This is a genomic window from Streptomyces sp. NPDC020996 (assembly GCF_040641355.1).
In the GTDB taxonomy this organism is placed as follows: Bacteria; Actinomycetota; Actinomycetes; order Streptomycetales; family Streptomycetaceae; genus Streptomyces.
In genome coordinates, this window is sequence record NZ_JBFADM010000014.1 from 1 (window position 1) to 26,213 (window position 26,213).

The window sequence follows — 26,213 nt, forward strand, 5'->3', positions numbered from 1 at the left end:
GGACACCCGATCCGGCGTCGGACGGCACCGCCCCCACCGCACCAGCGTGATGCGGTGGGGCATCGGACCGTCCAGGCCGCACCGGGCATCCCGGGGCGTGAGGAAACCCGCCCCCGCATTCCCGGACCACGGACACGATCCGTGCGTGCCGGACGCGGAGCGAAAGCGGGCGACCAGCGTGCCCACAACCGTTCGGGGCACGCGGCTGAGCACCAGTCCTGGCACCAGGACTCACTCCCGCTCAGTCCCTAGGAACGGTTCGCGATCGACCTCGACTGCGGGCTGTGCGTGGCCGAATGCCCGTGCGGCGCGATCGAGATGGTTCCCGAGGAGGATTCCGGCACATGACCCACAGCACCCTCACGGTGCCCGGACTGCTCCCGCGCATCCCGCTGTTCGCGGGGCTGACGCGGGAGCAGCTCACTGTCATCGCGGCGGGCTCGCACGTCCGCGCGGTGTACCGGGGCACGATCCTGTTCCACCAGGGCGACCCGGTGCGCGGCTTCTTCTTCGTGGTGCGCGGCCAGGTGCAGCTGACGGTGTCCGCGGCCGACGGCGCGGAGAAGGTGCTGGAGATCGTCCAGGCCGGGGAGAGCTTCGGCGAGGCGGTGGTGTTCGACGGGATCACCTACCCGGTCACCGCCACCGCCCTGGTCGACACGGAACTGCTGTCGGTGTCCAGCCGCGCGGTGCTGGACCTGCTGGACCGCGACCCGTCCTTCGCCCGCCGCATGCTGGCCAACATGGCGGTCCGGCTGCGGCGCCTGGTGCGGGACGTGGAGTCGTACTCGCTGCGCACCAGCGAGCAGCGGGTGATCGGGTTCCTGCTGCACGAGGCGCGCGGCGAGGACGGCGGCCAGGAGATCGTGCTGCCCGCGGCCAAGCAGACCGTGGCGTCCCGGCTCAACCTCACGCCCGAGACGCTCTCGCGCACCCTGCGGGGGCTGACCGCGGACGGGCTGATCAGCGTCCGGGGCCGGTGCGTCACGCTGCACGACGTGCCCCGGCTGGCGGCCCGCCTCGAGTGGCGGTGACCCCCGTCACGGCGCCGGCTTGACCTGGATCAAGGAACCACCCGCGCTCCGCGCCTAACGTCACTGACCGCAACGAGCGACATCTCCCGAGGAGTACACGCATGTTCTGTTACCAGTGCGAGCAGACCGACCGAACGGGCGAGGTACCCGGCTGTGCGGGCCCGCTGGGCAACTGCGGCAAGGACGAGGCCACTTCCGACGTACAGGACCTGCTGATCCACTCGGTGAAGGGCATCGCCCAGTACGCGAGCCGGGCCCGCGCGCTGGGCGCCGCGGACGACGAGGCGGCGGGCTTCATCCTGTACGCCATGTTCACCACACTCACCAACGTGAACTTCAACCCGACCCGCTTCGTCGCCCTGCTGCAGGAGGCGGCGGCCGTACGGGACCGGGTGCGCGGCCGCTACGAGGCGGCGGCGCGGGAGCACGGCCTGGAGCCGGAGCGGCTCGACGGCCCGGCGCGCTGGCAGCCCGCCGCCGACCTGACCGGGCTGCTGGAGCAGGCGCCCGGCTTCCGCGTGGACGCCGGCCTGGACGTGGTCGGCCCGGACATCGTGGGGCTGCGCTCGCTGCACCTGTACGCCCTCAAGGGTATCTGCGCCTACGCCCACCACGCGCACGTCCTGGGCAAGCACAGCGCGCAGGTGTTCGCCGGGGTGGAGGACGAGCTGGCGTACCTGGCGGGCGAGCCGGCGGACGCCGAAGAGCTGCTGGAGCGCGCGGTCGGCCTGGGACGCCTCAACCTGACGGTGATGGAACTGCTGGACGCCGCCAACACCGGCACGTTCGGCGCCCAGCAGCCGACCGCGGTGCGCACGACGCCCGTGGCGGGCAAGGCGATCCTGGTCAGCGGCCACGACCTGCGCGACCTGGCGGCGCTGCTGGAGCAGACCGAGGGCACCGGCATCAACGTCTACACGCACGGCGAGATGCTGCCGGCGCACGCCTACCCGCTGCTGAAGCGCTACCCGCACCTGGCCGGCAACTACGGCGGCGCGTGGCAGGACCAGCAGCGCGAGTTCGCCAAGTTCCCCGGCCCGATCCTGATGACGTCGAACTGCATCATCGAGCCCTACCCCGCCTACCGCCGGCGCATCTTCACCACCGGCCCGGTCGGCTGGCCGGGCGTCCGCCACCTCGGCGACGGCGACTTCTCCGCCGTCGTGCAGGCCGCGAAGGCGATGCCGGGCTTCAAGGAGGACGGCGAGGAGCGGTTCATCACGGTCGGGTTCGGGCGGGACGCGCTGCTGTCCGTCGCGGACGACGTGGTCGGCGCGGTGAAGAAGGGCGCCATCCGGCACTTCTTCCTGGTCGGCGGCTGCGACGGTCCGACGGTCGGCCGCGACTACTACCGGGACATCGCGCTCGGCGCGCCCGACGACGCGGTCGTGCTCACCCTCGGCTGCGCCAAGTACCGTTTCAACCGGCACGACTTCGGCACGATCGACGGCATCCCGCGGCTGCTGGACCTGGGGCAGTGCAACGACGCCCACTCCGCCGTCCGGATCGCGGCGGCGCTCGCCGACGCCTTCGACTGCGGCCTGAACGACCTGCCGCTCACGCTCGCCCTGTCCTGGACGGAGCAGAAGGCGGTGGCGGTGCTGCTGAGCCTGCTCGCGCTGGGCCTGCGCGACATCCACCTCGGCCCGTCCCTGCCGGGCTTCCTGACGCCCACGCTGGTGGCCGCGATGGTGGACCGGTTCGGGCTGCGCATCATCGGCGACCCGCAGGCGGACATCGCGGCGGCGCTGCAGAGGGCCGGGGCATGACGACGTCGACGTCGTCCACGGTCACCCTCACCACCGCCGACGGCGAGCGGCTGGAGTTCGGCTGCGCCGACGGGCAGAGCGTCCTGGAGGCCGCCGCGGAGTGGGGGGCCGCCCTGCCGGCCGCGTGCCGCCAGGGCACCTGCGGCTCCTGCCGGGCGGACGTCACCGACGGCGCCTACGACCTCGGCGCCTGCGCCGCCGACGCGCTGCCCGGCGCCGAACGGGAGGCCGGGGGCGTGCTGCTGTGCCGCACCTACCCGCGCGGGGCGTTCAGCGCGGCGCTGCCGTACGACAACTCCCGCATCCTGCACGGCGGGATACCGGAGCGCGAGGGCACGGTCACCGCGCTGGAGAGGGTGGCGCGGGACACCGTACGGCTGGAGCTGATGCTGGCGGAGGACGAGGAGCAGGGCGCCGGATTCCAGTTCGACGCCGGGCAGTTCGTCGAGGTGCAGGTGCCCGGCCGGGAGGAGCGGCGGGCCTACTCGCTGGCCAACACCGGCAACTGGGACGGCCGCGTGGAGCTGTTCGTGCGGCTGCGGCCGGGCGGGCTGTTCTCCGGGTACCTGGGCGAGCGGGCCCGGGTCGGCGACCGGCTGACCGTGCACGGCCCGCAGGGCGCCTTCGGGCTGCACGAGACGGGCCTGCGGCCGCGCTGGTTCGTGGCCGGCGGCACGGGGCTCGCTCCGCTGCTGTCGATGGCCCGGCAGATGGCGGAGTGGCAGGAGCCGCAGCCGGTGCGGTTCTTCTTCGGCGTGAGCGAGGACGCGGACGTCTTCGGGGAGGACCTGCTGAAGGAGGTGGCGGCCGAGTCGGCGTCCTTCGACCACGAGATCTGCGTGTGGCGGCCCGGCCCGGGCCGGCAGGGCGTGGCCGGCACACCCGCCGAACGGGTCGCCGAGGCGCTGCGCACGGCGGACGAGGCGCCGGACGTGTACGTGTGCGGGCCGCCGCCGCTGGTGGAGAGCGTGACGACCGCGGCGCTCGCCGGGGGCGTCGCACCGGAGCGGGTCTTCCGGGAGCGCTTCCTGCCCACCTGAGCCGGGAGGGCTTCCTGCCCACCCGAGCCGGGACCGCTTCCTGCCCACCCGAGCGGACGGCTCGGGCGCCCCCGTGGGTCGGTCACCGCGGGGGCGCCGTGCGGTGCGGGTCAGAGGACGAACTCCCCGACGGCCGCCTTCAGTTCGGCCAGCCCCTGCTTGGCGTCGGTGAAGAACATGCCGGTCTTGGGATCGGTGTACAGCTCGTTGTCGACGCCGGCGTAGCCGTGGCCCATGGAGCGCTTGATGACGACGACGCTCCTGGCCTTGTCGACGTCGAGGATCGGCATGCCGGAGATCGGGTTGCCGGGGCGGCGGGCGATCGGGTTGGTGACGTCGTTGGCGCCGACCACGAGGGCGACGTCGGCCTGCGGGAACTCGGGGTTGACCTCGTCCATGTCCTTGAGCTGGGTGTAGGGCACGTCGGCCTCCGCCAGCAGCACGTTCATGTGCCCGGGCATGCGGCCGGCGACCGGGTGGACGGCGTAGCTGACGTCGACGCCGTGGTCGGTGAGCAGCTTGGCGAGGTCGCCGAGCTCGTGCTGGGCCTGGGCCGCGGCGAGGCCGTAGCCGGGGACGAGGACGACCTTGCGCGCGTACGCCAGCTGGATCGCCACGTCGTCCGCGGAGACCGACCGCACCTGGGCGGGGCCTCCTCCGGCCGCGGCCGGGGCGCCGTCGCCGGTGCCGAAGCCGCCGACGACGATGCCTGCGACCGACCGGTTCATGGCGTCGGCCATCAGCCTGGTGAGGATGCCGCCGGAGGAGCTGACCAGCATGCCCGCGATGATCAGCGCGGTCTCGTCGAGCACGAAGCCGGCCATGGCGACCGCGGAGCCGGTGAAGGCGTTCAGCAGGGCGATGACGACCGGCATGTCGGCGCCGCCGATGGGCAGCACCATCGTCACGCCGAACAGCACCGCGACGGCGACGAGCCCGAACAGGGCGGTACGGGAGTCCGGGGCGAGCACCAGCCAGACGGTGCCGGCCACGAAGGAGGCTGGCAGCACCAGGTTGAGCAGCCGCGCCCCGGGGAAGACCACCGGCGCGCCGGGGACGACGCCCTGCAGCTTGCCGGCCGCGACGAGCGAGCCGGAGAAGGTGACCGCGCCGATGACGATGTCCAGCGCGCCCGGCAGGGAGACCCGCGCGCCGGTCGCGGCCGGATCGCCGACCTGCAGCAGGCCGTCGACCGCGATCAGCGCGGCCGCCCCGCCGCCGACGGCGTTGAAGAGGCTGACCAGCTGCGGCATGGCGGTCATCTTGACCGCGCGCGCGGCGTACAGGCCGAGCGCGGCGCCGACCAGGCCGCCGCAGGCCAGTACCAGCCAGCCGGTCGCGGTGATGGCGCCCTCGTGGGCGACCAGCCACACCGTGGCGGCGATCGCGACGGCCATGGCGCCGGCGGAGACAGTGTTGCCGCGGCGGGCGGTGCGCGGGTGGTTCATCAGGTGCAGGCCGAGCACGAAGCAGGCGGCCGTGGCCAGGAAGACGTAGTGGACGGCGTCGGAGACGGTGTCCATGGCGGTCACACGTCCTTCTTCTCACTCGGCCTGGCCCGGAACATCTCCAGCATCCGGTCGGTGACCGCGTATCCGCCGACGACGTTCATCGCGCCGAACACCATCGCCACGAAGGCGAGCGCGTAGCCGGGCCAGGTGTGCGATTCCGCGGCGATCAGCATGGCGCCGATGACGACGATGCCGTGCACGGCGTTCGAGCCGGACATCAGGGGGGTGTGCAGGGTCGCCGGGACCTTGCTGATGACCTCGACGCCGACCAGGACGCTCAGCACGAAGACGGTGATCGCGGTGAGGAGATCGAGGTTGTTCATGCGGGGGCTCCTCCCGTCAGCGCGGCCGTGATCTCGTCGGCCGGGTCGAGGACCAGTTCTCCGTCGCGCACGAGGTGGCGCAGCAGCGCGACGAGGTTGCGGGCGTATGCCGTGGACGCGGCGGTCGCCATCGCGGACGGCAGGCGTCCGGCGCCGATGACGGTGACGCCGTTGTCGAGGACGGTCGTCCTGTCGGGTTCGGACACCTCGACGTTGCCGCCGGATTCGCTCGCCGCGAGGTCGACGACCACGGAACCGGACTTCATGGCCCGCACCGCGGCGGCCGTGACCAGCAGCGGCGGCTTGCGGCCCGGCACCTGGGCGGTGGTGATCACGATGTCCGTACGGGCGATGTGCGCGTCCAGCGCCGCCCGCTGGGCCCGCTGCTCGGACTCCGTCAACTCGCGTGCGTAGCCGCCCTGTCCGGTGCCCTGTTCCCATGTCGGCGGGGCCGCGACGTCCAGGAAGCGGGCGCCCAGCGACTTGACCTCCTCCCGCGACTCGGGGCGGACGTCGTAGGCGGTGACGGCGGCGCCGAGGCGGCGGGCGGTGGCGATGGCCTGCAGTCCGGCCACTCCGGCGCCGAGGACGAGGACCTGCGCCGGGCGCATGGTGCCCGCCGCGGTGGTCAGCATCGGGAAGAACCGGCCGTAGGTGTCGGCGGCGAGCACGGCCGCCTTGTAGCCGGCGACGTTCGCCTGGGAGGTCAGCGCGTCCATGGACTGGGCGCGGCTGAGGGTGCGCGGCAGCAGGTCGAGGCTCACCGTGCGTACCCCGCGCGCGGCCAGCGCGGAGACCAGGGCGGGCCGGCGCAGCGGTTCGAGCAGGCCGATCAGGACCTGCCCGGCGCGCAGCGATTCGGCGGCACCGGCGTCCGGCGGGCCCACGCACAGCACGGCGTCCGCCCTGGTGTACAGCTCGTGCGGCGGCACGACGGCCGCGCCGGCCTCCGCGTAGTCGGCGTCGGCGAACCAGGCGCCGGCCCCGGCTCCGGTCTCGACCAGGACGTCGATCCCGTCCCGGCGCAGCAGGGCGACGGCCTCGGGGACGAGGGCGACACGGCGCTCGCCGGGCGCCCGCCCCCGTACGGCGCCGACGGTGACGGTTCCCATGATCTGCTGCCTCTCGTCGTGGCCCGGTGTGCCGGGGGACCGGGGGCCGGGTCAGAACTCGAACACGAGCCGTGCCTCGGCCCGGCCCGCGAGCACCTCCTCGAAGGAGTCGTTGACCTCCTCCAGCCGCCGCGGCTCGGCGACGACCTGGGTGCGTCCGGCGGCGTGCAGGGCGAACACCTCGGCCAGGTCCTGGCGGGTACCCACGATGGAGCCGATGACGGAGATGCCGCCGAGGACGGTGTCGAAGACGGGCACGCTGATCGCCGCGTCGTCGCCGGGCAGCGCGACCATGACCAGGCGCCCGCCCCGGTTGAGGGACCGGTAGGCCTGCTCGAACGCCGTGGGCGCGGCGGCCAGCACGACGGCCACGTCCGCGCCGCCGGCCCGCACGATCTCCTCGACCGGGTCGTGGGTGCGGGCGTTGACGATCTCGTCGGCGCCGAGCCGGTGGGCCAGGCCCAGCTTGTCGGGTTCGAGGTCTACGGCGGTGACGAAGCCGCCGACCAGCCGCGCGTACTGCAGCGCCAGGTGGCCGAGGCCGCCGACGCCGAAGACCGCGACGCGCTCGGCCGGGGTCACCCGGGCGACCTTGATCGCCTTGTACGTGGTCACGCCCGCGCAGGTCAGCGGGGCCGCGTCGAACGACGGCACGCCGTCGGGGACCGCGACGACGCCGCCGGCGTCGGCGACGGCGTACTCGGCGAAGCAACCGTCGACGGAATAGCCGGAGTTGACCTGCTTCTCGCACAGGGTCTGCCGGCCGGAGACGCAGTAGCGGCAGGTGCCGCAGGAGGACCCGAGCCACGGGACGGCGACCCGCCTGCCCACGAGGTCGGCGCTGACGCCCGCGCCGACGGCCGTGACGGGGCCGACGCCCTCGTGGCCGGGGACGAACGGCGGGCGGGGCTTGACCGGCCAGTCGCCGTGGGCGGCGTGGATGTCGGTGTGGCAGAGCCCGGAGGCCTCCATCTTCACGAGCACCTGGCCGGGACCGGGCTCGGGGACGGGCAGGTCGCGGATCTCCAGGGGCTTGCCGAAGTCGGTGACGACCGCTGCCTTCATGGTCTGCTCCTCAACTGGTCCGCATGCGGGGGCGCTTGGAGCCAGGTCGCGAAGTGCGGCGGGTTCCCGGCCGCGAGGCGGTGAGCAGCAGGTGCGCCGCGGCGCGCCGTCGCGTGCGTCCCGGTGACGTGCCGAGCGTCCACGGCACCTCCCGCGTGCCTTCCCTACCCGGTCCGGTCCACCAGCCTCACGCGCGCGCGGGGCGGGCAGCAGAGGCCGAAGGACCCCGCTCACGGGGCCGCTCGGACCCCACGCCGCCGCCCGGCCGGAGCCGCTTCCTCACCGGACCCCGCCTTGCGGGACCACTCGGCGAACCGGGCGGTGAGCAGGGGGCCACCCGGCCACCGGGCCGGCCGCACGACCCCGGTCGGCCGGCAAGGAACGCCCCCCTTTTGTACCTACTAGTATGTACACTCCTCGCATGGATACTGCCGAACGCCTCATCGAAAGCACTCGCGAACTGCTGTGGGAACGCGGTTACACCGGCACCAGTCCGAAGGCGATCCAACAGCGGGCAGGGGCCGGACAGGGCAGCATGTACCACCACTTCGCCGGTAAGCCGGATCTGGCACTCGCTGCGATTCGCCGCACCGCCGAGGAGATGCGCGCCAAAGCCGAAGCAGAGTTCTCCGCTCCGGGGACCGCCGTTGACCGCGTCACCGCGTATCTGCTCCGGGAACGGGACGTCCTCAAGGGCTGCCCCATCGGACGTCTCACCCAGGACCCGGACGTCATGGGAGCCCCGACGCTGCGGGCCCCGGTCGACGAGACCCTGGCCTGGCTGCGCGAGCGCCTCGCTGGCGTCCTGGCCGAGGGGCGCGAGCGCGGCGAGTTCAGTACCGCGCTGGATCCCCAGACAGTCGCGGCAACGGTCGTCGCGGTTCTTCAGGGCGGCTACGTCCTTGCCCGCGCCGCAGACTCCGTGCAGCCGTTCGACCAGGCGATCGCCGGGGTGCTGAGCCTACTGGCCGCACACACCTCCACTCCCCGAACGTAAAGGAGTCCATCCTTCATGCGCATTTCCCACGCACCGCAAGCCACTGCCGTCGCGCCGCCCGAATGGGTTTCCGGGGCGGCATGGGTGGACGAGATCGCCGCTCCCGAGGGCTCGTCGCGCTACCGGGTGGACCTCGTGCACTTCGCCCCCGGCGCCCGCACCGTTTGGCATCGCCATCCCCTGGGCCAGACCCTTCTCGTCACCCAGGGAACCGGGCTCGTTCAATGCCGGGGCGGAGAGGCGCACATCATCCGAGCGGGCGACAGTGTGCGCATCGCGCCGGACGAGTGGCACTGGCACGGAGCGTCTCCCACCACCTTCATGACACATCTGGCCATAGAAGAGGTCGCCGAAGACGGCTCCGAGGCCGAGCGTGGCTCCCAGGTCACGGAGGTCGAGTACACCGCCGGCCCGTTCGTTCACTGATCCTTCACCAAGAAAAGGAAGCGCCTTCGTGTACGCCAAGCAGTACGAGATCACCCTGCCCACCGACTACGACATGAAGATCATCCGCACACGGGTAGCCGATGGCGGCCACGCCCTCGACGACCGCTCCGGACTGGGCCTGAAGGCGTATCTCATCCGCGAGCGCGGCATCGACGGCTCGCCGGTGAACCAGTACGCCCCCTTCTATCTGTGGAATGACACCGGCGCGATGGCCCACTTCCTGGTCGGCGGAGGCGGCTTCCAGAACATCATCCGCGACTTCGGCCGCCCGGTCGCCCGCCATTGGACCGGCATTGCCTGCCACACGGGCCCCGCTCGGACGGCACCTCCCAAGGCGGCGTCGCGCCGCCTCACGGGGATACCTTCCGAGGCCGACCCGGACGGCACGGGGATGGGCCTGTCCGCACTGATCGAACGGGAAGTCGAGCAACTGCGACGCTTCTCACGTCATGCTGACGTGCACACCGCCGCACTGGCCGTCGACCCCCACCACTGGCAGCTGCTGCGATTCGTGTTGTGGGCAAACACGTCCGCGCCGGACGAGGACGCGACCGAGCGCTACGAGGTTCTGCACCTGTCCGCCCCCGGTCTGGATCTGCTGCCGGAGGGGCAGGACTGGTAGTGCATGCTTGCGTCGGGCAGGCCGTCGCCGGCCATGATGCGGGCGCGCAATCCGTAGCGGCCCAGGCAGCCGGGCCGTGCCTCCGAGGCAGCCCTCCTCGACTGGGGCCGGCACGGCTGATCGCCGAGACCACCACCGGCCCCACCGAGTACCCGGCCCCCGCGGTCGCCCACCCCACAGGGTCTGGGATCGCCGGAGCCGTCAGGTGCTTCTCCTTAATCGGGGGCCGACGGGGAACCGAGCCGTAGTCCTCCTCCGGCGGCGGCCTCGACGAGCACGTTCACGAGCTCCCCGGGCATCGACAGCATGGGGTAATGACCGGTGGGGAGTTCGAAATACGTCGATCTGTCGTCGAGAAGGCCCGCTACCCGTGGGTCTCCGGCAGAGTGCAGGGCGCGTAGCAACGCGAGGTCGATTCCGCCCGCGGTACAGAAGATCTTGGTGGTCGGGAGATCTTCGGTACCGCCGGTCAGAACGAGGGGTTCCGTGAACGTGGCGTAGGGGTGCGGGGCTGCAAGGCGGCGCAGCCTGTCCAGCGCCATGGCGTCGAGGCCGGCGAGGTTGCCCCAGTGCGGCAGGGCGTCCGCTTCCGGCAGGGGGAAGCGCCACCCGTCGCCTCGGGTCTGTACCTGCCCTTGCAGTGCGGACTTCTGTTCCGGGCTGAGGAAGGCGTCCACGACGCTTTGGCCATTGCGCGGCATGCCGGTGTCCAGGAACACGATGCGGCCGACCGACCGCGGTCGGCGGTCAGCCGCTCCGAGAGCCGGGAAGATCCCGTAGCTGTGGCCCACGAGCACGGTGTCCGGCGTCTCGCTGGTGTCGAGAATCGAGACGACGTCCTGGATGTGGGTGCTCAGCCCCACGGCCCGGGAGGCCAGGTGCCGGCGCTCACCGAGTCCCGTCAGGGTCACAGGCACGGCCTGATGGCCGCGACGCGTCAACTCCGCGACGACCTCGCTCCACGCCCAGCCGCCCAGCCAGGCACCTGGCACCAGTACGAACAGCGACACAACACACCTCCTGCCCGGTGCGGGACACCCCGCACCCGGTTCTTTCGACCAGTTGTAGTGTGGAAAACGCCCTATGGGGAGGTTCAAGCCGTGCCACAGGAAGGCGAGCCGGTCTGGAGTGTGGGTGAGCTCGCGGCTGCCGCCGGTGTGTCCGTGAAGACCGTCCGCTTCTACACCGAGCGCGGTGTCCTCACCGAGGCCGGCCGCAGCACCGGCGGCCATCGGCGATATGGCCAGGACGCCCTTGACCGGCTGCGCCTGGTGAGGAGCCTGCGGATGCTGGGACTCGGGTTGCCGGCCGCCTCCGCTGCCGCAGTCGATGGAGCGGCGGTCCGTGACGTCCTGGCTGATCACCTCGGCGACGTGGAGCAGCAGCTGGAGGACCTGCGGTGGCGCCGGGCAGCGCTCCAGGCCCTCGACGAAGTCCCGGACGACGATGCCCTGGCCCTGGTACTGCCTCTGCTTGACAGCGTTGCCGCCAGACCCGACCCGGAAGAGCTCGGAGTCTTCTGGCGGCGCATCATGCCTGCGAGGTTCCCTCGCCACATCAGTGACGCGCTCGCCCGGGCCGCCATCCCCGAGCTGCCAAGCGATCCGAGCCCCCGGCAGGCGCTCGCGTACGCCCGCCTGCACCATCTCGCCACCGACCGCAGCGTCGCCGCTGCCATCCGCGCCCACCTGAAGCACGCTCCGCCGGCAGACCCCTCGCCGGATCCCGAACGCGTGACCCGGTTCTACGAGGCACTCGCCCGTTCCCACGCGCTGGCAGCGCGCGCCCTCACTGCCGGCGAAAGCGGAGCGGACACCACTGCGCTGGACACCTTCGTCGGCGCTTACGCGCAGTATGCGGAAGCCGCCGACACACCCGCCTTCCGTAGGGCACTCGCAGCGCGTCTGAGGCGGGAACGACATCCCTGTCTGGTGCGCTACTGGACGCTGGCGGCGCAGCTCGCCCCGTCGTCGGCTGTCACGGTCGGCGCAGGTCACGGCCGCCTGGTCGCCCTCCTCGTCTCCACGCAGCCGCGGCGCGGCTGAGGCGTTGCGTCGAGCAACCCCAGGGCTCCTTCAGACCGCGCCGGCGACTGTTACCACCCGGTCAAGCCGCTTGTGTGACCGGTGGGACGAAGGGGTGAAAACCCGGTTGTCACGCAGGAGGCCCCACGGGACGCTGGCTCGCCGGCGGGCCAGGGCTACGACTGCCTGGACCCGTTTGCATCCCTGGCTTCGCTTCTTCGGGCAGCAGTCCCCGCTCGGCAGTGCGCCCGTCGCAGACGTCGGCTGTGGCGCTGGGGCCGGTGCAGGTTGCCGGTTCGCCGTCCGGAGTCGCGCGGGACGGGCACCAGCGCGGCCGCCGATGCCAGGTGGCCGCCGTCCACGTAGGCCGAAAGATCGCCGACAGCGACGACGAACTCGGCATCGAGGATCGGACCATGCCGGGCAGGGACTCGTCGCCGACTTGGCGGAACAGATCCTGGCCCTGGACGACCGGCTCGAGCGCGTCGACAAGCAGATCCGCGAGACCTTCCGCACTCACCCGCAGGCGGAGATCATCATCTGCGTGGCGACGTCCTCGCCGGGCAGCGCGGTCTGCTGCGCCTGCGCGGCTCCAGCGCGGTCACGGCAACCTCGTCGGCGCCCCGGACGCTGCGGTTGGCCAGCCACGCGGTGAGCCGGGCATGCCCGCGGCGCCCCCACCAGCAATCGGCCGCCCACGGCCTGACTTCCTAAGCCCCCTCGTCAGACAAGGACTGTCCCATGACCGCATCCCCCACGACGACCGACACCGGCACCGTCCCCGCTTCGACGCCCGTCACCGCCGTGATCGGCTCCGGCCGGATGGGCGACGCCCTGGTCCGTCTCCTCGCACCGCACCGACGAGGCCTGATCTGGTCCGGCCGCGACCCGCAACGCCTCACCGCCCGCGTGGCGGAGCTCGGCCACACCGGCGTCGTCGACACCGCCGACCACACCACGGCCGTGCACCGAGCCGACCTGCTGGTCCTGGCGCTCTGGCACCGCCACGCCCTGGACTTCGTGCGCACCCACGCCTAAGCACTGGCCGACAAGACGGTCGTGGACATCGCCAACCCGTTCACCGACGACTTCCAGGGATTCACCCTCCCCGAGACCACCTCGGCGGCCGAACAGCTGGCCGCGGCAGCGCCACGGGCCCGGATCGTCGGCGCCCCGAAGAACACCTTCTGGGTCGTCTTCGATGACCCGGATCTCCCCGGCGGGCCCTCCGACGTCTTCGTCACCGGCGACCACCAGCAGGCCGAGGAGCAGGTCATGTCCCTGCTCGCACCCTTGCCCTTCCGCTGCCTGGACGCCGGAGCCCTGACCAACAGCCGCACCGTGGAACGCATGACACTGCTCTCCCGCGAGATCGCGGTGCGGTACGGCCACTACCCCCGAACCACCTGGCGCCTGCTCGGAGCCAGAGCGTGACCCGACCATCCCCCCGTCACGTCCATACGTCGTCACAGGTACGGGGTCTGCCACGATCCAGTAGCCCGATTGCAGGGGAACGGTTTCCCTGGCTCCGGTACTCGTCAGACAGGCGGGAGAGCCGGTTCGGCCTGCTCGACCGCGTACACAACCGCGTCGAGGAGGCCGGGGAAACGCGCGTCAAGCTCTTCCCTGCGCAGCGTGTTGACCCGCGAGTTGCCCGCTGCGACCTCTTGGCGGATGATCCCGGCCTCGCGCAGCACCTTGAAGTGCGCGGACAAGGTTGACTTGCTCAGGTTGATGCCGAAAGTGCCGCAGGGTTTGCCGTCGCCCTCCACCAACCGCCGCACGATCGTCATCCGGGCCGGTTCGGCCAGGGCGTGGAGCACTGCATAGATGCTGAAGTCCTCGGCGCGAGGATGGTGAAGCGGCTTCACGGCATTGCTCTCCCTGCCCAGCAACAGTGTTCGCAAGTTGGCGAACTCAGGTTGACTAATCTTCGGGCGAGTGTATACGTTCAATCGCGTGTTCGCCAAACAGCGAAAACACGGACACTGGGCGTCCTACGCTTTCGGGAGACCTCTCATGCTCAAGACGAAGACCACCACCGCGGCCGTCGGCGGCCTGGCCACAGCCCTCGCCTTCGGCGGCATGTTCACCGTCGCCAAATCCGCCTTCAGCTGTGTCGATCCCTTCCACCTCACTCTGGCCCGTTTCACCCTCGGCTCCGCGATCTTCGTGCTCCTCCTGCTGGCCGTCGAAGGCCGCACGGCCCTGCGCACGGACGGAAAGCTCCTCAGGCTCTGGGGACTCGGTTCGCTCGGGTTCGCCGGCTTCAACCTGCTCACCTACGTCGGCCTGCAGTCGACTCCGGCCCCCACCGCATCCCTGATCATGGCTGCGATACCCGCGATCACCGTATTCGTGATGTGGGCGCGCACGAGGAAGCAGCCGACGGGCATCACCCTCGCCCTGGTTCTGCTGGCCCTGACCGGCGTCGCCATGGTTCTGGGCAATGGCGACCCGCTCACCGTCTTCACCGGCGGCATGGGCCCAGGGGGCCTGCTCATCCTGACCGGAGTGATCGGCTGGGTCATCTACACCACCGGTGCCGCCGGCTTCCCCGGCTTCTCCGTGCTGCGCTACACAGCCCTCACCAGCACTCTCGGCACACTCACCATCGCGATCGTCACCCTCGCCGCCGCCGCACTCGGCTGGATACCCAACCCGTCCGCCGCCGACTACGCCGCCAGCTGGTGGCAGATCCTCTACATGGCCGTCCCCGCCACCGCCGTCGCGATCCTCACCTTCAACAACGCCATCCGCACCCTGGGCCCTGCCAACGGCGTCCTGTTCATCAACCTGGTCCCCATCACCTCCTTCACCATCGAGGCCGTCCGGGGCCACCAGCCCACCACCGGTGAACTGGCCGGCGTCGCCCTCACCCTCGCCGCCGTCATCGCCAACAACCTCCACAGCCGCCGCACCACCGGCAACAACTCCGCCGCGGCCGCCGGCACCGACAAAACCGCGATCACCGTCGCCTGAAGGCAGCGACCTCGAGGCGAGACCCACCGCACAGAGCAGTGACGTCCCTCGGGTCCCCATGGGCCGCCGCCGCGCCATCAGGACGGAGGGCGACGGCGGCACGGCGACCGCGAGAGGCGGAAGCATGATCGCCTTCGTGAACATGCGCGCCCGGAAACGGAGACGGCACGATCCTCATCCGCCGTGCTCGCAGTCACGGTCGTCATTGCAGCCAGGTACGGCCACGGGACCCGATCCGCACGCGTACGGACGGCCAGGGGCGCCCGGCTGCCCGATGTCCGCACTGTGATCGCCGAGAGTTCCGAGCGCACCGCACCGCCTTGATGGCCGCGGGTGTGCTGCCGTCGCAGGCGCCGACCAGAGGCGCGCCGTCCGGGTACCGATTGGCCCGCCCACCTCCTGCTCCATCTCCAACCCACCGAAGGCATCAACGCCCGCAAGGCTTGAGCAGCGACAATCCCCCGCCACGACAAACATGCCGGAGTGCCAGCCATGACCACCCAGTCCCTGCCGCACAACGACACCGTCTTCGTCTTGACCGTCACCTACAACGCCCCGCTGAAGCGCGTCGACGAACTGCTCCAAGCACACCGGGAGTGGCTCGACACTCACTTCTCGAGCGGACTGTTCCTCGCCTCCGGCCCCCGCGTGCCCCGCACGGGCGGCGTCATCCTGGCCCGGGCCGCCGACCGTGCCGAAGTGGAGGCGCTGATCCTCACCGACCCATTCGTGCTGGGCGGCGTGGCCGACTACGACATCGTGCAGTTCCAACCCAGTCGCGGCCCGTTCGCCACATCTCTGGTCACGGGCACTACCGCCGAGCAGACGTGATGTCACACCCGCATCCGCCGGCCCGGTGTACCCGCACCAGGTGCCATCGTTCAACGACCTCCCGAAGCCGGAACCCTGTCAGTCCAGCGGGACCCGCCACACCAGGGTCGTGCCGCCGGTCTCGGGGCAGTCCACCGTCAGGGAGCCGCCGAGCTGTTCCGCTCGTTCGGCCATGTTGCGCAGGCCGCTGCGACGGCCACCGGACGGGATGCCCACGCCGTTGTCGGAGACGGTCAGCCGCACCTGCTGACCGTCGGTCTCCAGGGCCACGTCCGCGCGGTCGGCGCCGGAGTGGCGGGCGACGTTGGTCAGGCTCTCGGACAGGACCGCGATGACGTGATCGGCGATCTCGCGGGGCACGTCGGTGTCGACCAGGCCCTCCATGCGCACGCTCGGCGCGAAGCCGAGCACCGGCGACGCCTCGCCGACGGCCCGGACGACGCGGGCGCGCAGCCCGGTCCCGGCTCCCCCGTCACGCGCCCGCAGGCCGAAGATCGTGGACCTGATGATCTTGATGGTCTCGTCCAGGTCGTCCACCGCGCGCGCCACCCGCTGCCCGGCCTCCGCGTGCTCGATGAAGCGGCCGGCGCTCTGCAGCGTCATGCCGGTGGCGAACAGCCGCTGGATGGCCAGGTCGTGCAGGTCCCGGGCGATGCGGTCACGGTCCTTGAGCACCGCGATCTCCTCGGAGTCCTGACGGCGTTCGGCCAGCTCCATGGCGATCGCGGCCTGCGCGGCGAAGCTCTGCAGCGGTTCGATCTCCTTCTCGGAGAACGCCATCTGACCGGTCTCGCGCACCAGCAGGACGACGCCCCGCACCCCGCCCTCACCCGTGCCGATGGGTACGGCGACGGCCGGGCCGAGCCGGCTGAAGCGCGGCGGCCCGGCGGAGACCCGGTCGTCGTGCGAGATGTCCGGGCTGGTGACCGGGGCGGCGCTGGAGAACGCCTCGCCGATCAGGCTGTCGTCCACCGGCAGCACCAGTCCCCGGTGGGTCTCCGCCTCCTCCCCGACGGCGAGTTCGACGGTGAGGGCGTCGGTGTCCTCCATCGGCATCGCGACCACGGTCAGAGCCGCCCCGGTGATCTCCATGGCCCGCCCGGCGATCAGGCCGAGCACCTCGCCGCGCCCGCTGCCGGACATCAGGCTGTGGCTGATCTCCGCGTTGGCCTGCAGCCACCGCTCGCGCTGCCGGGACTCCTCGTACAGGCGGGCGTTGTCGATCGCGACGCCGGCCGCCACGGCCAGGGTCGACAGGACCGACTCGTCCTCCTCGTCGAACTGCATCCCGCCGCGCTTCTCGGTGAGGTACAGGTTGCCGAAGATCTGGTCGCGCACCCGGATGGGGACGCCGAGGAAGGTGTTCATCGGCGGGTGGTGGGGCGGGAAGCCGTACGACGCCGGGTGCTCGGAGATCTTGGCCAGCCGCAGCGGCGCGGGACGGCGGATGAGCTCGCCGAGGATGCCGTGGCCCTCCGGGTAGGGGCCGATCCTGGCGATCTGGTCCTCGCTGACGCCGACGGTGTAGAACGCCGACAGCCGCTTGCCGTCGGGGCCGATCACGCCGAGGGCCGCGTACTCGGCGTCGACCAGGACCGCGGCGGCCTCGACGATGCTGTGCAGGACCTGCTCGAGGTCCAGCTCCCGGCCGACCGAGAGCACCGCCTCCAGGAGGCTGTGCACCCGGTCGCGCGTGCCGCGGGCCGCGTCCAGCCGGGCCTGCAGTTCCTCCAGCAGCTCGTCCAGCCTCAGCTGCGGAAGCCGAATGCGGGCCTCCCCGGCGTCCTCGGAGCGTCCCACCCGTGATCCTCCACATCCCATGCCGTGCGTGCCGTCGGCCTGCCGTTCCGGTCACGTGCCACGGTAACGGTCCAGGCAAGGGGACGATACGGGATCCCGCGGGGACCGCTGCCCGCCGGGCCGGACAAGGCCGTCAGAGCCGGGCGGCGACGTGCTCGGTGAGGTCGAGCAGCCGGTTGGTGTAGCCCCACTCGTTGTCGTACCAGCCGAAGACCTTCACCAGTTCGCCGTGCGCCTGGGTCAGCGGGGCGTCCAGCACGCAGGAGGAGGGGTCGCCCACCACGTCGCGCGAGACGATCGGCGCGTCGGACACCCGCAGGATGCCCTTCAGCGGACCGTCGGCGGCCTCCCGGTAGGCGGCGTTGATCTCCTCGGCGGTCACCGGCCGCTCCAGCACCAGGCTCAGGTCGGTCAGCGACCCGTCCTCCACCGGCACGCGCACGGCGATCCCGTCCAGCGTCCCGGCCAGCTCCGGCAGCACCAGGCCGACGGCGCGGGCGGCGCCGGTGCTGGTGGGGATGATGTTGACGGCGGCGCTGCGGCCGCGGCGCAGGTCCTTGTGGGGGCCGTCGAGGACGACCTGGTCGTTGGTGTAGCCGTGGATCGTGGTCATCAGGCCCTTGACGATGCCGAAGCGCTCGTCGAGCACCTTGACCATGGGGGCCACGCAGTTGGTGGTGCAGGAGGCGTTGGAGACCACGTCGTGCCGCGCGGGGTCGTACGTTCCCTCGTTGACGCCCATGACCACGGTCGCGTCGACGTCCTTGCCGGGCACGGACAGCAGGACCTTGCGCGCGCCCGCCGCCAGGTGCGCGCCGGCCGTCTCCCGGGTGCGGAAGCGGCCGGTGGACTCGATGACGACGTCCACGCCGAGGTCGCCCCAGGCCAGCGCGGCCGGGTCGCGCTCGGCGCTGACGGCGACCCGGTGGCCGTCCACGGTCAGCGACGAGTCGTCGTGCTCGACGGTGCGGCCCAGCCGGCCGTACGTCGAGTCGTAGGCCAGCAGGTGGGCCAGGGCGGCCGGCGAGGTGAGGTCGTTCACCGCGACGACCTCTACCCGGGTGCCGCTGGTCTCGGCGCGCTCCAGCACGCAGCGCAGGTAGTTGCGGCCGATGCGGCCGAAGCCGTTGATGCCCACGCGCACGTTCATGTCCGTTCGTCCTCCCCTTGGGAACCCGGTGGCGTCCGGGATGCGATGCCAGCGTGCTCGGGTCGGGCCCGGCGGGGCATGGGCCGTACGGGGGCGACCGGGGGGACATTCGGACCCACCGGCCGCGCCGGGCGGTACGTCAGTGGCCCTGCTGCCTGAGCCGGTCCTGGGCCTGGGTGGCGATGACCGCGGCCTGGATGCGCCGCTCCACGCCCAGCTTGGCCAGCAGGCGGGAGATGTGGTTCTTCACCGTCTTCTCCGCGAGGAACAGCCGCTGGCCGATCTGACGGTTGGTCAGACCCTCGCCGATCAGGGCGAGTATCTCCCGTTCCCGGTCGGTCAGGCCCGGCAGCGTGTCCGGCTCCTCCTCGTGCTGCTGGTCGTGGCGCAGGCGGGCCATGAGCCGCGTGGTGGCGCTCGGGTCGAGCAGGGACTGCCCGGAGGCCACCGTGCGCACGGCGGAGACCAGGTCGGAGCCCTGGATCTGCTTCAGCACGTATCCGGAGGCGCCCGCCATGATCGAGTCCAGCAGGGCTTCCTCGTCGTCGAACGAGGTCAGCATCAGGCAGCTCAACTCCGGCATGCGCGAACGCAGTTCACGGCACACGCTGACGCCGTCGCCGTCCGGCAGGCGCACGTCGAGCACCGCCACGTCGGGGCGCAGCGCGGGGACGCGGACCAGCGCCTGCTCGGCGGTCGCGGCCTCCCCGACGACGGAGATGTCCGGCTCGTCGTTGAGCAGGTCGTGCACGCCTCGCCGTACCACCTCGTGGTCGTCCAGCAGGAAGACCCGGATCGGTTCGCCGGGGCCGGGCCGCTGGCTGTCCGCCATCAGATGCTCCTCGTCACGTCTCGTGGTCCCGTGCTCAGCGCGACGGAACCGTGTCCACCAGGAGATCTTCGTCGTCCCGGGACGGACGGGCCAGGGGCCGGTCGGCCCTGATTCCCGCCCCGCGCGCACGGCTGCCGGGTACCCGGGACCGACGTTCCCGCACCTGGGCGGCGCACCGGGACCGACGGCCCGGGTGCGGGGGCCGGGCGGCCCCTGGGGCCCGGCCGGGGCCCGGGAGAGGCTGTAACCGATCACGAAAGCGCATAAGGAGTGGAGCACATGACTCCCAGGGACACCGGTACCGACGCCCGCACGACCCAGGCCGTACGGGTACGGGCCGAGGGCGACGTGGACGAGGCGACCCTCGGCTACGTCCGGACCAAGGTGAACGCGGTCTTCGACCGGCCGGGTCTGCCGGCCGTCGCCGGCGAGGTACGGATCGCCAAGGCCACCGCCCACCATGTCGAACAGCCCTGGTCGGCCGCGGCCGAGATCCGGGTGGGGAGCGAGCTGCTCGTCGTCCACGCCGACGAGGCGAGCGCCCACGAACTCGCCGACCGGCTGCAGGACCGGCTGCGCGGCCGGCTGGACCGGCTCGCCGACCGCTGGGCCACCGCCCGCAGGTCGGCCGCTCCCCCGCCGTGGCGGGGCGGGCCGGCGGAGGCACGGCAGGGCTGAGGGCCCGCGGCGGGAGCGGCGCCTGTCCCGTCGCTCCGGGACGACGGCGCCGCTCCCGCACCCGGCCGCGAGGTCAAGGAGGAAGACGTCGTGAAACCGCATCCCGTCGGTGAGGTGATGACCGGTGAGGTCGTGGTAGCCCACCGCGACACGGCCGTACGGGAGCTGGTCCGGCTCCTGGAACGGCACCGGATCAGCGGGCTTCCGGTCGTCGACCACGACGACAAGGTGCTCGGGATGGTCTCGGGCACCGACCTGGCCCGCGCGCCGGCGGGCGGGCGGACCGCCGGTGAGCTGATGTCGACCCCCGCGGTCACCGTGCACCCGGAGCAGTCGGTCTCCGACGCCGCGCGCGTGATGGAGCGGCACGGCATCGAACGGCTGCCCGTGATCGACGAGGAGGACCGGCTGATCGGCATCGCCACGCGGCGCGACCTGCTGCGGGTCTTCCTGCGCACCGACGGGACGATACGCCGTCAGGTCATCGACGAGATCGTGGTCGGCGCTCTCGGCCTGCCGCCCGACGCCGTAGCCGTCTCCGTCCGCGACGGGATGGTCACGCTGGCGGGCCGGGTGGAGCGGCGCAGCGACATCCCTCCGGCGGTGCGGTCGGCGTACCGGGTCGAGGGGGTCGTCGGCGTCGTCAACGGCCTCACCTACCGCGTCGACGACGCCCGGCCGTCCGGAGTCTGACGCCGCCCGGCACGGGCGGCGCGGCGGCACGAGGCCTGTCGGACCCGGTGCGGGGACCATCGGCCCTGGGCGGCCGGGGGGCACCGCGGGACAGTGGAATCGGGAGCGGCGTCAATCCCCCGTGGCGCCGCTCCCACCTGTTTGCGGGCGGGCCTGTGTGCGGGCCGGCTCGTCCGGAAAGCGGATGCGGTGGGAAGGGCCCGCCCGGGCCCGGGGAAAGGTCCGAACGGCCCTAGCGCGAGCGTGCCCCTGCCCGCTGCAATGAGCTGCTCGACCGAGCCCGCACCACCCCACGCCCGACCGCCGAGTGAACGTACGGACGCCGCCCATGGCCCTCGACCAAGCCCAGCCGATTCCCGTCGGCCCCCGTCACAGCGTCGCGCTCGACAGCGCCGAGGCTCTCCAGCTGCTGGGCAGCGTCTCCTTCGGCAGAATCGTCTTCACGCAGCACGCGCTGCCGACCATCCGGCCGGTCAACCACGTCCTCGACGAGGGGGAGATCGTCATCCGCACCCACGAGGGCGCGGCCCTGACCTCCCGCACCCGGCAGGCCGGTTCGCCGGGCGTGGTCGTCGCCTACGAGGCCGACACCATCGACCCCGCGACCCACCTGGGCTGGAGCGTGGTGGTCACCGGCTACGCCCATCTGGTCACCGATCCGGTGCTGCTGACCCGTTACCAGTCGATGCTGCATCCCTGGGTCGGCCAGGCCATGGACTTCGCCGTCCGAATCCGCCCGGACCTCGTCACCGGCATCCGCCTGACCCCCGCGGACACCTGAGCCGGAAAGGCCGCCGAGCCGGCCGGGCCGGCTCACCAGGCGTCGCGGCCAGAGCGGATGGCCGGAATCAGCACCGGTGTGACTGACGGCTTGCCATCATGAACCTGTGCGTGAAGAGCTGATATTGCGGTTACGCGGGGCGTGGCAGCACGCCGAACGACCCGACACGGCGCTGATCGGCGCCGCGCTCGCACCGTTCGGTGTGGAGCTGGACGGGGTGATCGGCGTCGGCCCCGGTGACATCCGGGTGCCGGTCGCGATCCCGGAGACGGCCGATGTCGTCGGCGTCCTCGGCTGGCTCTGGCACACCGTCGGCCGCCCCGTGCTCGAAGCACTGACCGCGACAGGGTGGAACGGCTCCCGCCTGTGGTGGTGCCCGGCAGGCATCATGTCGCTCTTCCCCCTGCACGCGGCGGGCGACGACGAAGAATCCGTCATGGCCAGAACCGTGTCCTCCTACCTTCCCACCGTCCGCGCCATGCCTGCCGCCCGCCGCGCCCCGGCTCCGCCGGGCGAAGCCCTCGCGGTCGCCATGAGCAGAACGCCCGGCCAAGCCTTCCTGGCGGGCGCCGTCTCCGAGGCGAACAGCCTCACCCGCCTGCTCGGCGCCACGGTCCTGCACAACGAGCAGGCCACCCGCGACGCCGTACTCGCCGCCCTGCCCCGCACCCGGATCGTGCACTTCGCCTGCCACGCGGAGCCCGACACGCGCGTCCCCACCCTGAGCCGCCTGCTTCTCCACGACAAGCCGCTCACCCCGCGAGACCTGCCGGGGCGTCTGGACGCCGACCTCGCCTACCTGTCGGCCTGCGCCACCAGCGACGTCGTCTTCACCGGCGCCGACGAAGCGCTGCACATGACCGCCGCGTTCCAGTTGGCCGGCTTCCGCCACGTCGTCGGCACCCTCTGGCCCGTCGACGACCGGGTCGCATCCGACATCGTCGAGCACTTCTACGCCCACATCGCCGCCCACGGCCCCGACGACGCCGCCCGAGCCCTCCACTCAGCCACCACGGAAATCCGCCGAGCCCACCCCGACAGACCCGACCTCTGGGCAGCTCATCTCCACGTGGGGCCCTGACACCCTCCGATGAGGGCCGCCTGTCCACAACCGGCCCGAACCGAGGACGGCGGCCCCGGGCCCTCTCCGTTCGGCCCGGCTCCAGTGCTCAGCCGCGCGGCGCGGGGGCCTTCGTGCGGCGCGGGCCGTGCGGTGACCTTCGTGCGGCGCGGGCCGTGCGGTGACCTTCGTGCGGCGCGGGCCGTGCGGTGACCGCGCGCCGGGCTGCGGATCCGCCCTCGCGACCCGCGACCCGCGACCCGGCCGCGACCGCTCGCTCGGCGCTCGGCCGTGCCGCACGCCGGCCATGCGGCCGGTGTCGGTGCCGGTGTCTGTGTCCTCAGTCGTGCGGCACCACGGCCACCGGGGCGACCGCGTGGCGGAGCACCTCGTGGGTGACCGGGCCGACCTGGCGGGCGGCGGTCGCGCTTCGGCGGTTCCTGCGGCCGATCACGATCAGGGAGGCGTCCCGTGAGGCGTCGACGAGGTGCGCTCCCGCGTGTCCGACCACGGCCTCCTCGGTGACCTCGACGTCGGGGAACTTCTCCCGCCAGGGCCGCAGCAGGCTCTCCAGCCCGTCCTCCGGCCGCGCGGGCGTGTCGGCGTGCGACGGCAGCCGGCGGCCGTGGACCACCCGCAGGCCGGCCGCGCGGCGCCGCGCGGCGTCGAAGGCGAACTCCAGCACGGCGTCACCGGTGCGGTCGGCCAGCTCGACGCCGAGGACGACGTCGCGGAAGGGGGTGGCCGCCGAAGGGGTGCCGTCCGCGTCCGGCCGGTGCTCGCCCGGGGCCTCGGCGCCGGCCCGTACGAGCACCACGGGCCCGCCGGCCCGGCCCGTCACGGCCGAGGCGACGGAGCCGAGCAGGTGACCGGCGGCCCGGCCCAGCCCCCGGGACCCGAGGACCAGCAGGTCGCTCTCCCCGGCCGCCTCCACCAGGGCGGCGGCGGGCCGGCCGGCGAGCCGTTCGGCGGTGACGTCCAGTCCGGGGTGGCGGTGGGTCAGCGACGCCCGGACCTCCCGCAGCATCCGCTCGGTGCGGTCCTCGTCGGGCTGTGCGACCGCCTCACCCGCGAACGGCACGTAGCCGGAGGGCTGTTGCTCTCCGGCGTACACGGCGCGCAGCACGGCCGCCCGCAACCGGGCTTCCCTGGCTGCCCAGTCGGCGGCGGCGAGGCTCTCGGGCGAGCCGTCCAGGCCGACGGTGACGGTGCGGAACATGATCGGGCCTCCTTCGTGTCGGACCCCACTGTGCCTCCCACCACCCGCCCCGGATAGGTCCACTGGTCCCCGAGTGACCCCTGAGAGTCCCACCCATCCCCGCGCCGGCCTCGTCCCCCGGGCGCCGGGTACGACGCGATGTCCCGTACGCGGCGCCGGCCCGCCGACCCGGCGGAGCACCACGGCCCGGTGCTGCCCCGCGCCCCGACGCGACGCAGGCAGCGGCCCGCGCGCTCCGGAGCATCCCGTGCCCCGCGAAGGCAGACGCGACGCGGCACCCCCCGGCAGCCCCGCACCGGGGCGGCCGGTGCGGCACAACCCGGCGCCCGGCGCGGCGCAACGGCCCGCCCGGCGCGGCCGGGGCGGTCGGCACGGCCGGGGCGGTCGGCACAGCCGGGGCGGTCGGCACAGCCGGGGCGGTCGAGGCGGTCGGCGCGGTCGGCGCGGTTGAGGCGGTCGGCGCGGGGCATGCGAAGGGCGCCGCCGCTGAGGTGGGTTTCCTCAGTGGCGGCGCCCCGGTCCGGTGCGCATCGAGCGGTCAGAGGAGCCAGCGGTTACGGCTGACGAAGGGCAGCCGCGCCCACACCTTGCCCAGGCCCCAGGTGGCGCCGGCGCCCGCTGCCGCGAGGGCGATCAGCACGGCGGCGTAGATCACGTGGTAGTCGGCGAACGGGTTGGTCGACATGCTCAGCGACCCGTCCGAGAGGTGCTTGGCCGGCGGCCATTCCGCGATCCACATGAAGGCCATCATCAGCGTGCCCGCCACCGCCGCGAGCCGCAGGGCCACTCCCGAGACCAGCGCCACGCCGATGCCCAGCAGGCCCAGCATGAACAGCCAGTCCGCCCAGCCGGCGCCGGCCCAGTCGTGGAAGGTCGACTCCATCGGACCGGCCGCCACCGAGCTCAGGAAGCCCTTGGTGGGCGAGCCGCCGTCGATCCAGCCCTTGCCGGACGGGGTGGCGTAGCCGAAGCCGAAGGTCTTGTCGAGGAACGCCCACAGGAAGACGAAGCCGGTCAGCAGTCGCAGCCCGGCGAGAGCCTGCGCGACGAGCGCCGTCGATGCGGCGGTGTCCACGGTCTGCGGGGCGGTCGCGGCCTTGCGCTGGAACGAGAAGTGGAACCCGTGAAGGCGCTGCGGGTGGTTGTGGACTGCCATGATCGTCATCCCCTCCGAGAGTTTCGCTCGGGCTTTCCGAGCCCTTGTTGCACCTTCAATGTCCCGCGGCCGCGGCGGCTGCCGCAGGGGCTGCAAGGCCTGACCGCACAGTCCGAACGGCCCCCTGTGCCGGACCAGTTGGGGCCCGGCACAGCGCCCGTCACCGGTCCGTCGAGGGGACCAGCAGCACGGGGCAGTGGGCGTGGTGCAGCAGCGTGTGCGCGACCGTGCCCAGGTGGGGGCCGAGCCGGCCGGCGCGACCGTGCGAGCCGATCACGACGACGGCGGCCTCACGGGTGGCCTCCAGCAGCGCCTGAGCGGCGCCGGAGCGCACCGTGCGGGCGTCGACGCCCACCGTGGGGTGCCGTTCCTGCAGCCGGGCGAGGCTGAAGCGCGCCACCGCCTCCTCCGCCCGGTCCTGCTGCGCCATGCGCCGCTGGCCGGGGCTCGTCGCCGGCACCAGCGACGGCATTTCGGGGGTGACGTGCGGGCGGTCCCAGGAGTGCAGGACGCGCAGCCACACGCCGCGGCGCTCCGCCTCCTCGAACGCGAAGGCCGCCGCGGTGACGTCGGTGTCGTCCTGCAGACCGAGGAGCACCTCGTGGCCCGTGCCGAGCCGCTCGCCCGCGTCGGTCCCGGCGGTCTCCCCGTGGCAGACGTGGTCCCCGCGGACGATCAGCAGGGGACCGTGCACCTGCGCGGCCAGCCGCAGGCTCACCGAGCCGAACAGCGTCCCGGTGACCCCTCCGAAGCCGCGGGTGCCGACGACGGTGAGGGCGGCGCCCTCGCTCTCGGCGGCCAGTGCCTGGACGGCGCCGCCCTGCGCGGCCGTGGGCACGACCCGCAGGCCGGGGTGGCGTTCGCGGACGCGCGAGGCGGCCGACGACAGGATCGGTCCCGCCTCGTCGCGGTCGGGCACGGCGTAGACGACGCGCAGTTCGGCGGAGCGCCGCGCGGCGTCGTCCGCGGCCAGGTCCAGAGCCCGTACGGCGGCCGGCGTGCCGTCCACGCCGACGACCACGTGGTGGAGAGTCATTGTCCCGTTTCCCTTCTGGTGCCGTTGTCTTCTCGTGCGGCGGGAAGGGGC

28 protein-coding genes and 1 pseudogene are annotated in these 26,213 nt (G+C 72.5%); 16 read left to right on the forward strand and 13 right to left on the reverse strand.

The features are described 5' to 3' along the window. The 4 genes and pseudogenes from AB0G63_RS12860 to AB0G63_RS12875 all read left to right on the forward strand — a co-directional run. A pseudogene (locus tag AB0G63_RS12860) lies at nt 1-252 on the forward strand (IS200/IS605 family accessory protein TnpB-related protein); the annotation flags it as partial. Between the two features lie 92 nt (nt 253-344). Further along, the gene (locus tag AB0G63_RS12865) at nt 345-1,034 is read left to right on the forward strand and encodes a Crp/Fnr family transcriptional regulator (RefSeq protein WP_360748672.1); all 690 of its coding nucleotides are present in this window, start codon (nt 345-347) and stop codon (nt 1,032-1,034) included. Nucleotides 1,035-1,135: 101 nt separating this feature from the next. Continuing rightward, entirely contained in the window at nt 1,136-2,803 is a 1,668-nt protein-coding gene (gene hcp, locus AB0G63_RS12870; protein ID WP_360748674.1) for a hydroxylamine reductase, read from the forward strand. Beyond that, nucleotides 2,800-3,843, forward strand: a complete 1,044-nt coding sequence (locus AB0G63_RS12875; RefSeq protein WP_360748677.1) for a 2Fe-2S iron-sulfur cluster binding domain-containing protein — start codon at nt 2,800-2,802, stop codon at nt 3,841-3,843. The genes hcp and AB0G63_RS12875 overlap by 4 nt, the downstream gene beginning before the upstream one ends. Before the next feature lie 110 nt (nt 3,844-3,953). On the opposite strand, the gene AB0G63_RS12880 is transcribed toward AB0G63_RS12875, so the two are convergent. From AB0G63_RS12880 to AB0G63_RS12895, 4 genes are read right to left on the reverse strand one after another with little or no spacing between them, the layout of a single operon-like run. After that, a complete protein-coding gene (locus tag AB0G63_RS12880; protein WP_360748993.1) occupies nt 3,954-5,366 on the reverse strand; it encodes an NAD(P)(+) transhydrogenase (Re/Si-specific) subunit beta in 1,413 nt (470 codons plus the stop codon). Nucleotides 5,367-5,371: 5 nt separating this feature from the next. Then, nucleotides 5,372-5,677 carry an NAD(P) transhydrogenase subunit alpha gene (locus tag AB0G63_RS12885; protein ID WP_360748680.1) on the reverse strand — a complete coding sequence of 102 codons (306 nt, stop codon included), beginning with the start codon at nt 5,675-5,677 and terminating at the stop codon, nt 5,372-5,374. Continuing rightward, complete coding sequence (locus AB0G63_RS12890; RefSeq protein WP_360748683.1) at nt 5,674-6,789, reverse strand: NAD(P) transhydrogenase subunit alpha; 1,116 nt, start codon at nt 6,787-6,789, stop codon at nt 5,674-5,676. Before AB0G63_RS12890 ends, AB0G63_RS12885 begins: the two co-directional genes overlap by 4 nt. Nucleotides 6,790-6,840: 51 nt before the next feature. Beyond that, nucleotides 6,841-7,854, reverse strand: coding sequence for a zinc-dependent alcohol dehydrogenase (locus tag AB0G63_RS12895; protein ID WP_360748686.1), 1,014 nt, complete (start codon nt 7,852-7,854; stop codon nt 6,841-6,843). A 421-nt stretch (nt 7,855-8,275) separates the two neighbouring features. On the opposite strand from AB0G63_RS12895, the gene AB0G63_RS12900 reads away from it, so the two are divergent. Genes AB0G63_RS12900 through AB0G63_RS12910 form a run of 3 tightly spaced genes read left to right on the forward strand, consistent with a single transcriptional unit; the run spans nt 8,276 to nt 9,920 of the window. Further along, a complete protein-coding gene (locus AB0G63_RS12900; protein ID WP_360748689.1) occupies nt 8,276-8,851 on the forward strand; it encodes a TetR/AcrR family transcriptional regulator in 576 nt (191 codons plus the stop codon). A 15-nt stretch (nt 8,852-8,866) separates the two neighbouring features. Further along, nucleotides 8,867-9,277 (forward strand): cupin domain-containing protein, encoded by a 411-nt coding sequence (locus tag AB0G63_RS12905; protein WP_360748692.1) that lies wholly within the window; start codon nt 8,867-8,869, stop codon nt 9,275-9,277. A gap of 28 nt (nt 9,278-9,305) precedes the next feature. Then, nucleotides 9,306-9,920 (forward strand): DUF4865 family protein, encoded by a 615-nt coding sequence (locus AB0G63_RS12910; protein ID WP_360748695.1) that lies wholly within the window; start codon nt 9,306-9,308, stop codon nt 9,918-9,920. 215 nt (nt 9,921-10,135) lie between these two features. On the opposite strand, the gene AB0G63_RS12915 is transcribed toward AB0G63_RS12910, so the two are convergent. Further along, nucleotides 10,136-10,930: an alpha/beta fold hydrolase gene (locus AB0G63_RS12915; protein WP_360748698.1), complete on the reverse strand. Its 795-nt coding sequence runs from the start codon at nt 10,928-10,930 to the stop codon at nt 10,136-10,138. Between the two features lie 90 nt (nt 10,931-11,020). Between AB0G63_RS12915 and AB0G63_RS12920 the strand changes: the two genes are divergently transcribed. Beyond that, nucleotides 11,021-11,965: a MerR family transcriptional regulator gene (locus tag AB0G63_RS12920; RefSeq protein ID WP_360748701.1), complete on the forward strand. Its 945-nt coding sequence runs from the start codon at nt 11,021-11,023 to the stop codon at nt 11,963-11,965. Nucleotides 11,966-12,120: 155 nt separating this feature from the next. Here AB0G63_RS12920 and AB0G63_RS12925 read toward each other — a convergent pair whose 3' ends face one another. After that, on the reverse strand, nt 12,121-12,306 hold the full coding sequence (locus AB0G63_RS12925; protein WP_360748704.1) for a transposase: 186 nt from the start codon (nt 12,304-12,306) through the stop codon (nt 12,121-12,123). Between the two features lie 379 nt (nt 12,307-12,685). Here AB0G63_RS12925 and AB0G63_RS12930 point away from each other — a divergent pair, with 379 nt between their 5' ends. Further along, nucleotides 12,686-12,982 (forward strand): NAD(P)-binding domain-containing protein, encoded by a 297-nt coding sequence (locus AB0G63_RS12930; protein WP_360748707.1) that lies wholly within the window; start codon nt 12,686-12,688, stop codon nt 12,980-12,982. Nucleotides 12,983-13,003: 21 nt separating this feature from the next. Next, a complete protein-coding gene (locus AB0G63_RS12935; RefSeq protein WP_360748710.1) occupies nt 13,004-13,378 on the forward strand; it encodes a hypothetical protein in 375 nt (124 codons plus the stop codon). A 104-nt stretch (nt 13,379-13,482) separates the two neighbouring features. On the opposite strand, the gene AB0G63_RS12940 is transcribed toward AB0G63_RS12935, so the two are convergent. Then, nucleotides 13,483-13,815 carry a helix-turn-helix domain-containing protein gene (locus AB0G63_RS12940; protein WP_360748713.1) on the reverse strand — a complete coding sequence of 111 codons (333 nt, stop codon included), beginning with the start codon at nt 13,813-13,815 and terminating at the stop codon, nt 13,483-13,485. A gap of 148 nt (nt 13,816-13,963) precedes the next feature. On the opposite strand from AB0G63_RS12940, the gene AB0G63_RS12945 reads away from it, so the two are divergent. After that, nucleotides 13,964-14,926, forward strand: a complete 963-nt coding sequence (locus tag AB0G63_RS12945; protein ID WP_360748715.1) for a DMT family transporter — start codon at nt 13,964-13,966, stop codon at nt 14,924-14,926. Nucleotides 14,927-15,418: 492 nt separating this feature from the next. Further along, a complete protein-coding gene (locus tag AB0G63_RS12950) occupies nt 15,419-15,757 on the forward strand; it encodes a YciI family protein (RefSeq protein ID WP_360748718.1) in 339 nt (112 codons plus the stop codon). A 78-nt stretch (nt 15,758-15,835) separates the two neighbouring features. Here the strand turns inward: AB0G63_RS12950 and AB0G63_RS12955 are convergent, their stop codons facing one another. From AB0G63_RS12955 to AB0G63_RS12965, 3 genes are all read right to left on the reverse strand, one after another. Beyond that, entirely contained in the window at nt 15,836-17,557 is a 1,722-nt protein-coding gene (locus AB0G63_RS12955) for a GAF domain-containing sensor histidine kinase (RefSeq protein ID WP_360748721.1), read from the reverse strand. 133 nt (nt 17,558-17,690) lie between these two features. Beyond that, nucleotides 17,691-18,707 (reverse strand): type I glyceraldehyde-3-phosphate dehydrogenase, encoded by a 1,017-nt coding sequence (gene gap, locus AB0G63_RS12960; protein ID WP_360748724.1) that lies wholly within the window; start codon nt 18,705-18,707, stop codon nt 17,691-17,693. A 139-nt stretch (nt 18,708-18,846) separates the two neighbouring features. After that, on the reverse strand, nt 18,847-19,539 hold the full coding sequence (locus AB0G63_RS12965) for a response regulator transcription factor (protein ID WP_360748727.1): 693 nt from the start codon (nt 19,537-19,539) through the stop codon (nt 18,847-18,849). A 279-nt stretch (nt 19,540-19,818) separates the two neighbouring features. Between AB0G63_RS12965 and AB0G63_RS12970 the strand changes: the two genes are divergently transcribed. From AB0G63_RS12970 to AB0G63_RS12985, 4 genes are all read left to right on the forward strand, one after another. After that, a complete protein-coding gene (locus AB0G63_RS12970; RefSeq protein WP_360748730.1) occupies nt 19,819-20,217 on the forward strand; it encodes a hypothetical protein in 399 nt (132 codons plus the stop codon). Nucleotides 20,218-20,307: 90 nt separating this feature from the next. After that, entirely contained in the window at nt 20,308-20,910 is a 603-nt protein-coding gene (locus AB0G63_RS12975) for a CBS domain-containing protein (protein ID WP_360748733.1), read from the forward strand. Nucleotides 20,911-21,238: 328 nt separating this feature from the next. Next, nucleotides 21,239-21,691, forward strand: coding sequence for a pyridoxamine 5'-phosphate oxidase family protein (locus AB0G63_RS12980; RefSeq protein WP_360748736.1), 453 nt, complete (start codon nt 21,239-21,241; stop codon nt 21,689-21,691). Nucleotides 21,692-21,797: 106 nt separating this feature from the next. Next, nucleotides 21,798-22,772, forward strand: coding sequence for a CHAT domain-containing protein (locus AB0G63_RS12985; protein WP_360748739.1), 975 nt, complete (start codon nt 21,798-21,800; stop codon nt 22,770-22,772). A 319-nt stretch (nt 22,773-23,091) separates the two neighbouring features. Here the strand turns inward: AB0G63_RS12985 and AB0G63_RS12990 are convergent, their stop codons facing one another. From AB0G63_RS12990 to AB0G63_RS13000, 3 genes are all read right to left on the reverse strand, one after another. Continuing rightward, nucleotides 23,092-23,970: a universal stress protein gene (locus AB0G63_RS12990; protein WP_360748742.1), complete on the reverse strand. Its 879-nt coding sequence runs from the start codon at nt 23,968-23,970 to the stop codon at nt 23,092-23,094. 538 nt (nt 23,971-24,508) lie between these two features. Further along, nucleotides 24,509-25,126 (reverse strand): hypothetical protein, encoded by a 618-nt coding sequence (locus tag AB0G63_RS12995; protein WP_360748995.1) that lies wholly within the window; start codon nt 25,124-25,126, stop codon nt 24,509-24,511. A gap of 160 nt (nt 25,127-25,286) precedes the next feature. After that, nucleotides 25,287-26,162, reverse strand: coding sequence for a universal stress protein (locus AB0G63_RS13000; protein ID WP_360748745.1), 876 nt, complete (start codon nt 26,160-26,162; stop codon nt 25,287-25,289). Nucleotides 26,163-26,213 lie beyond the last annotated feature (51 nt).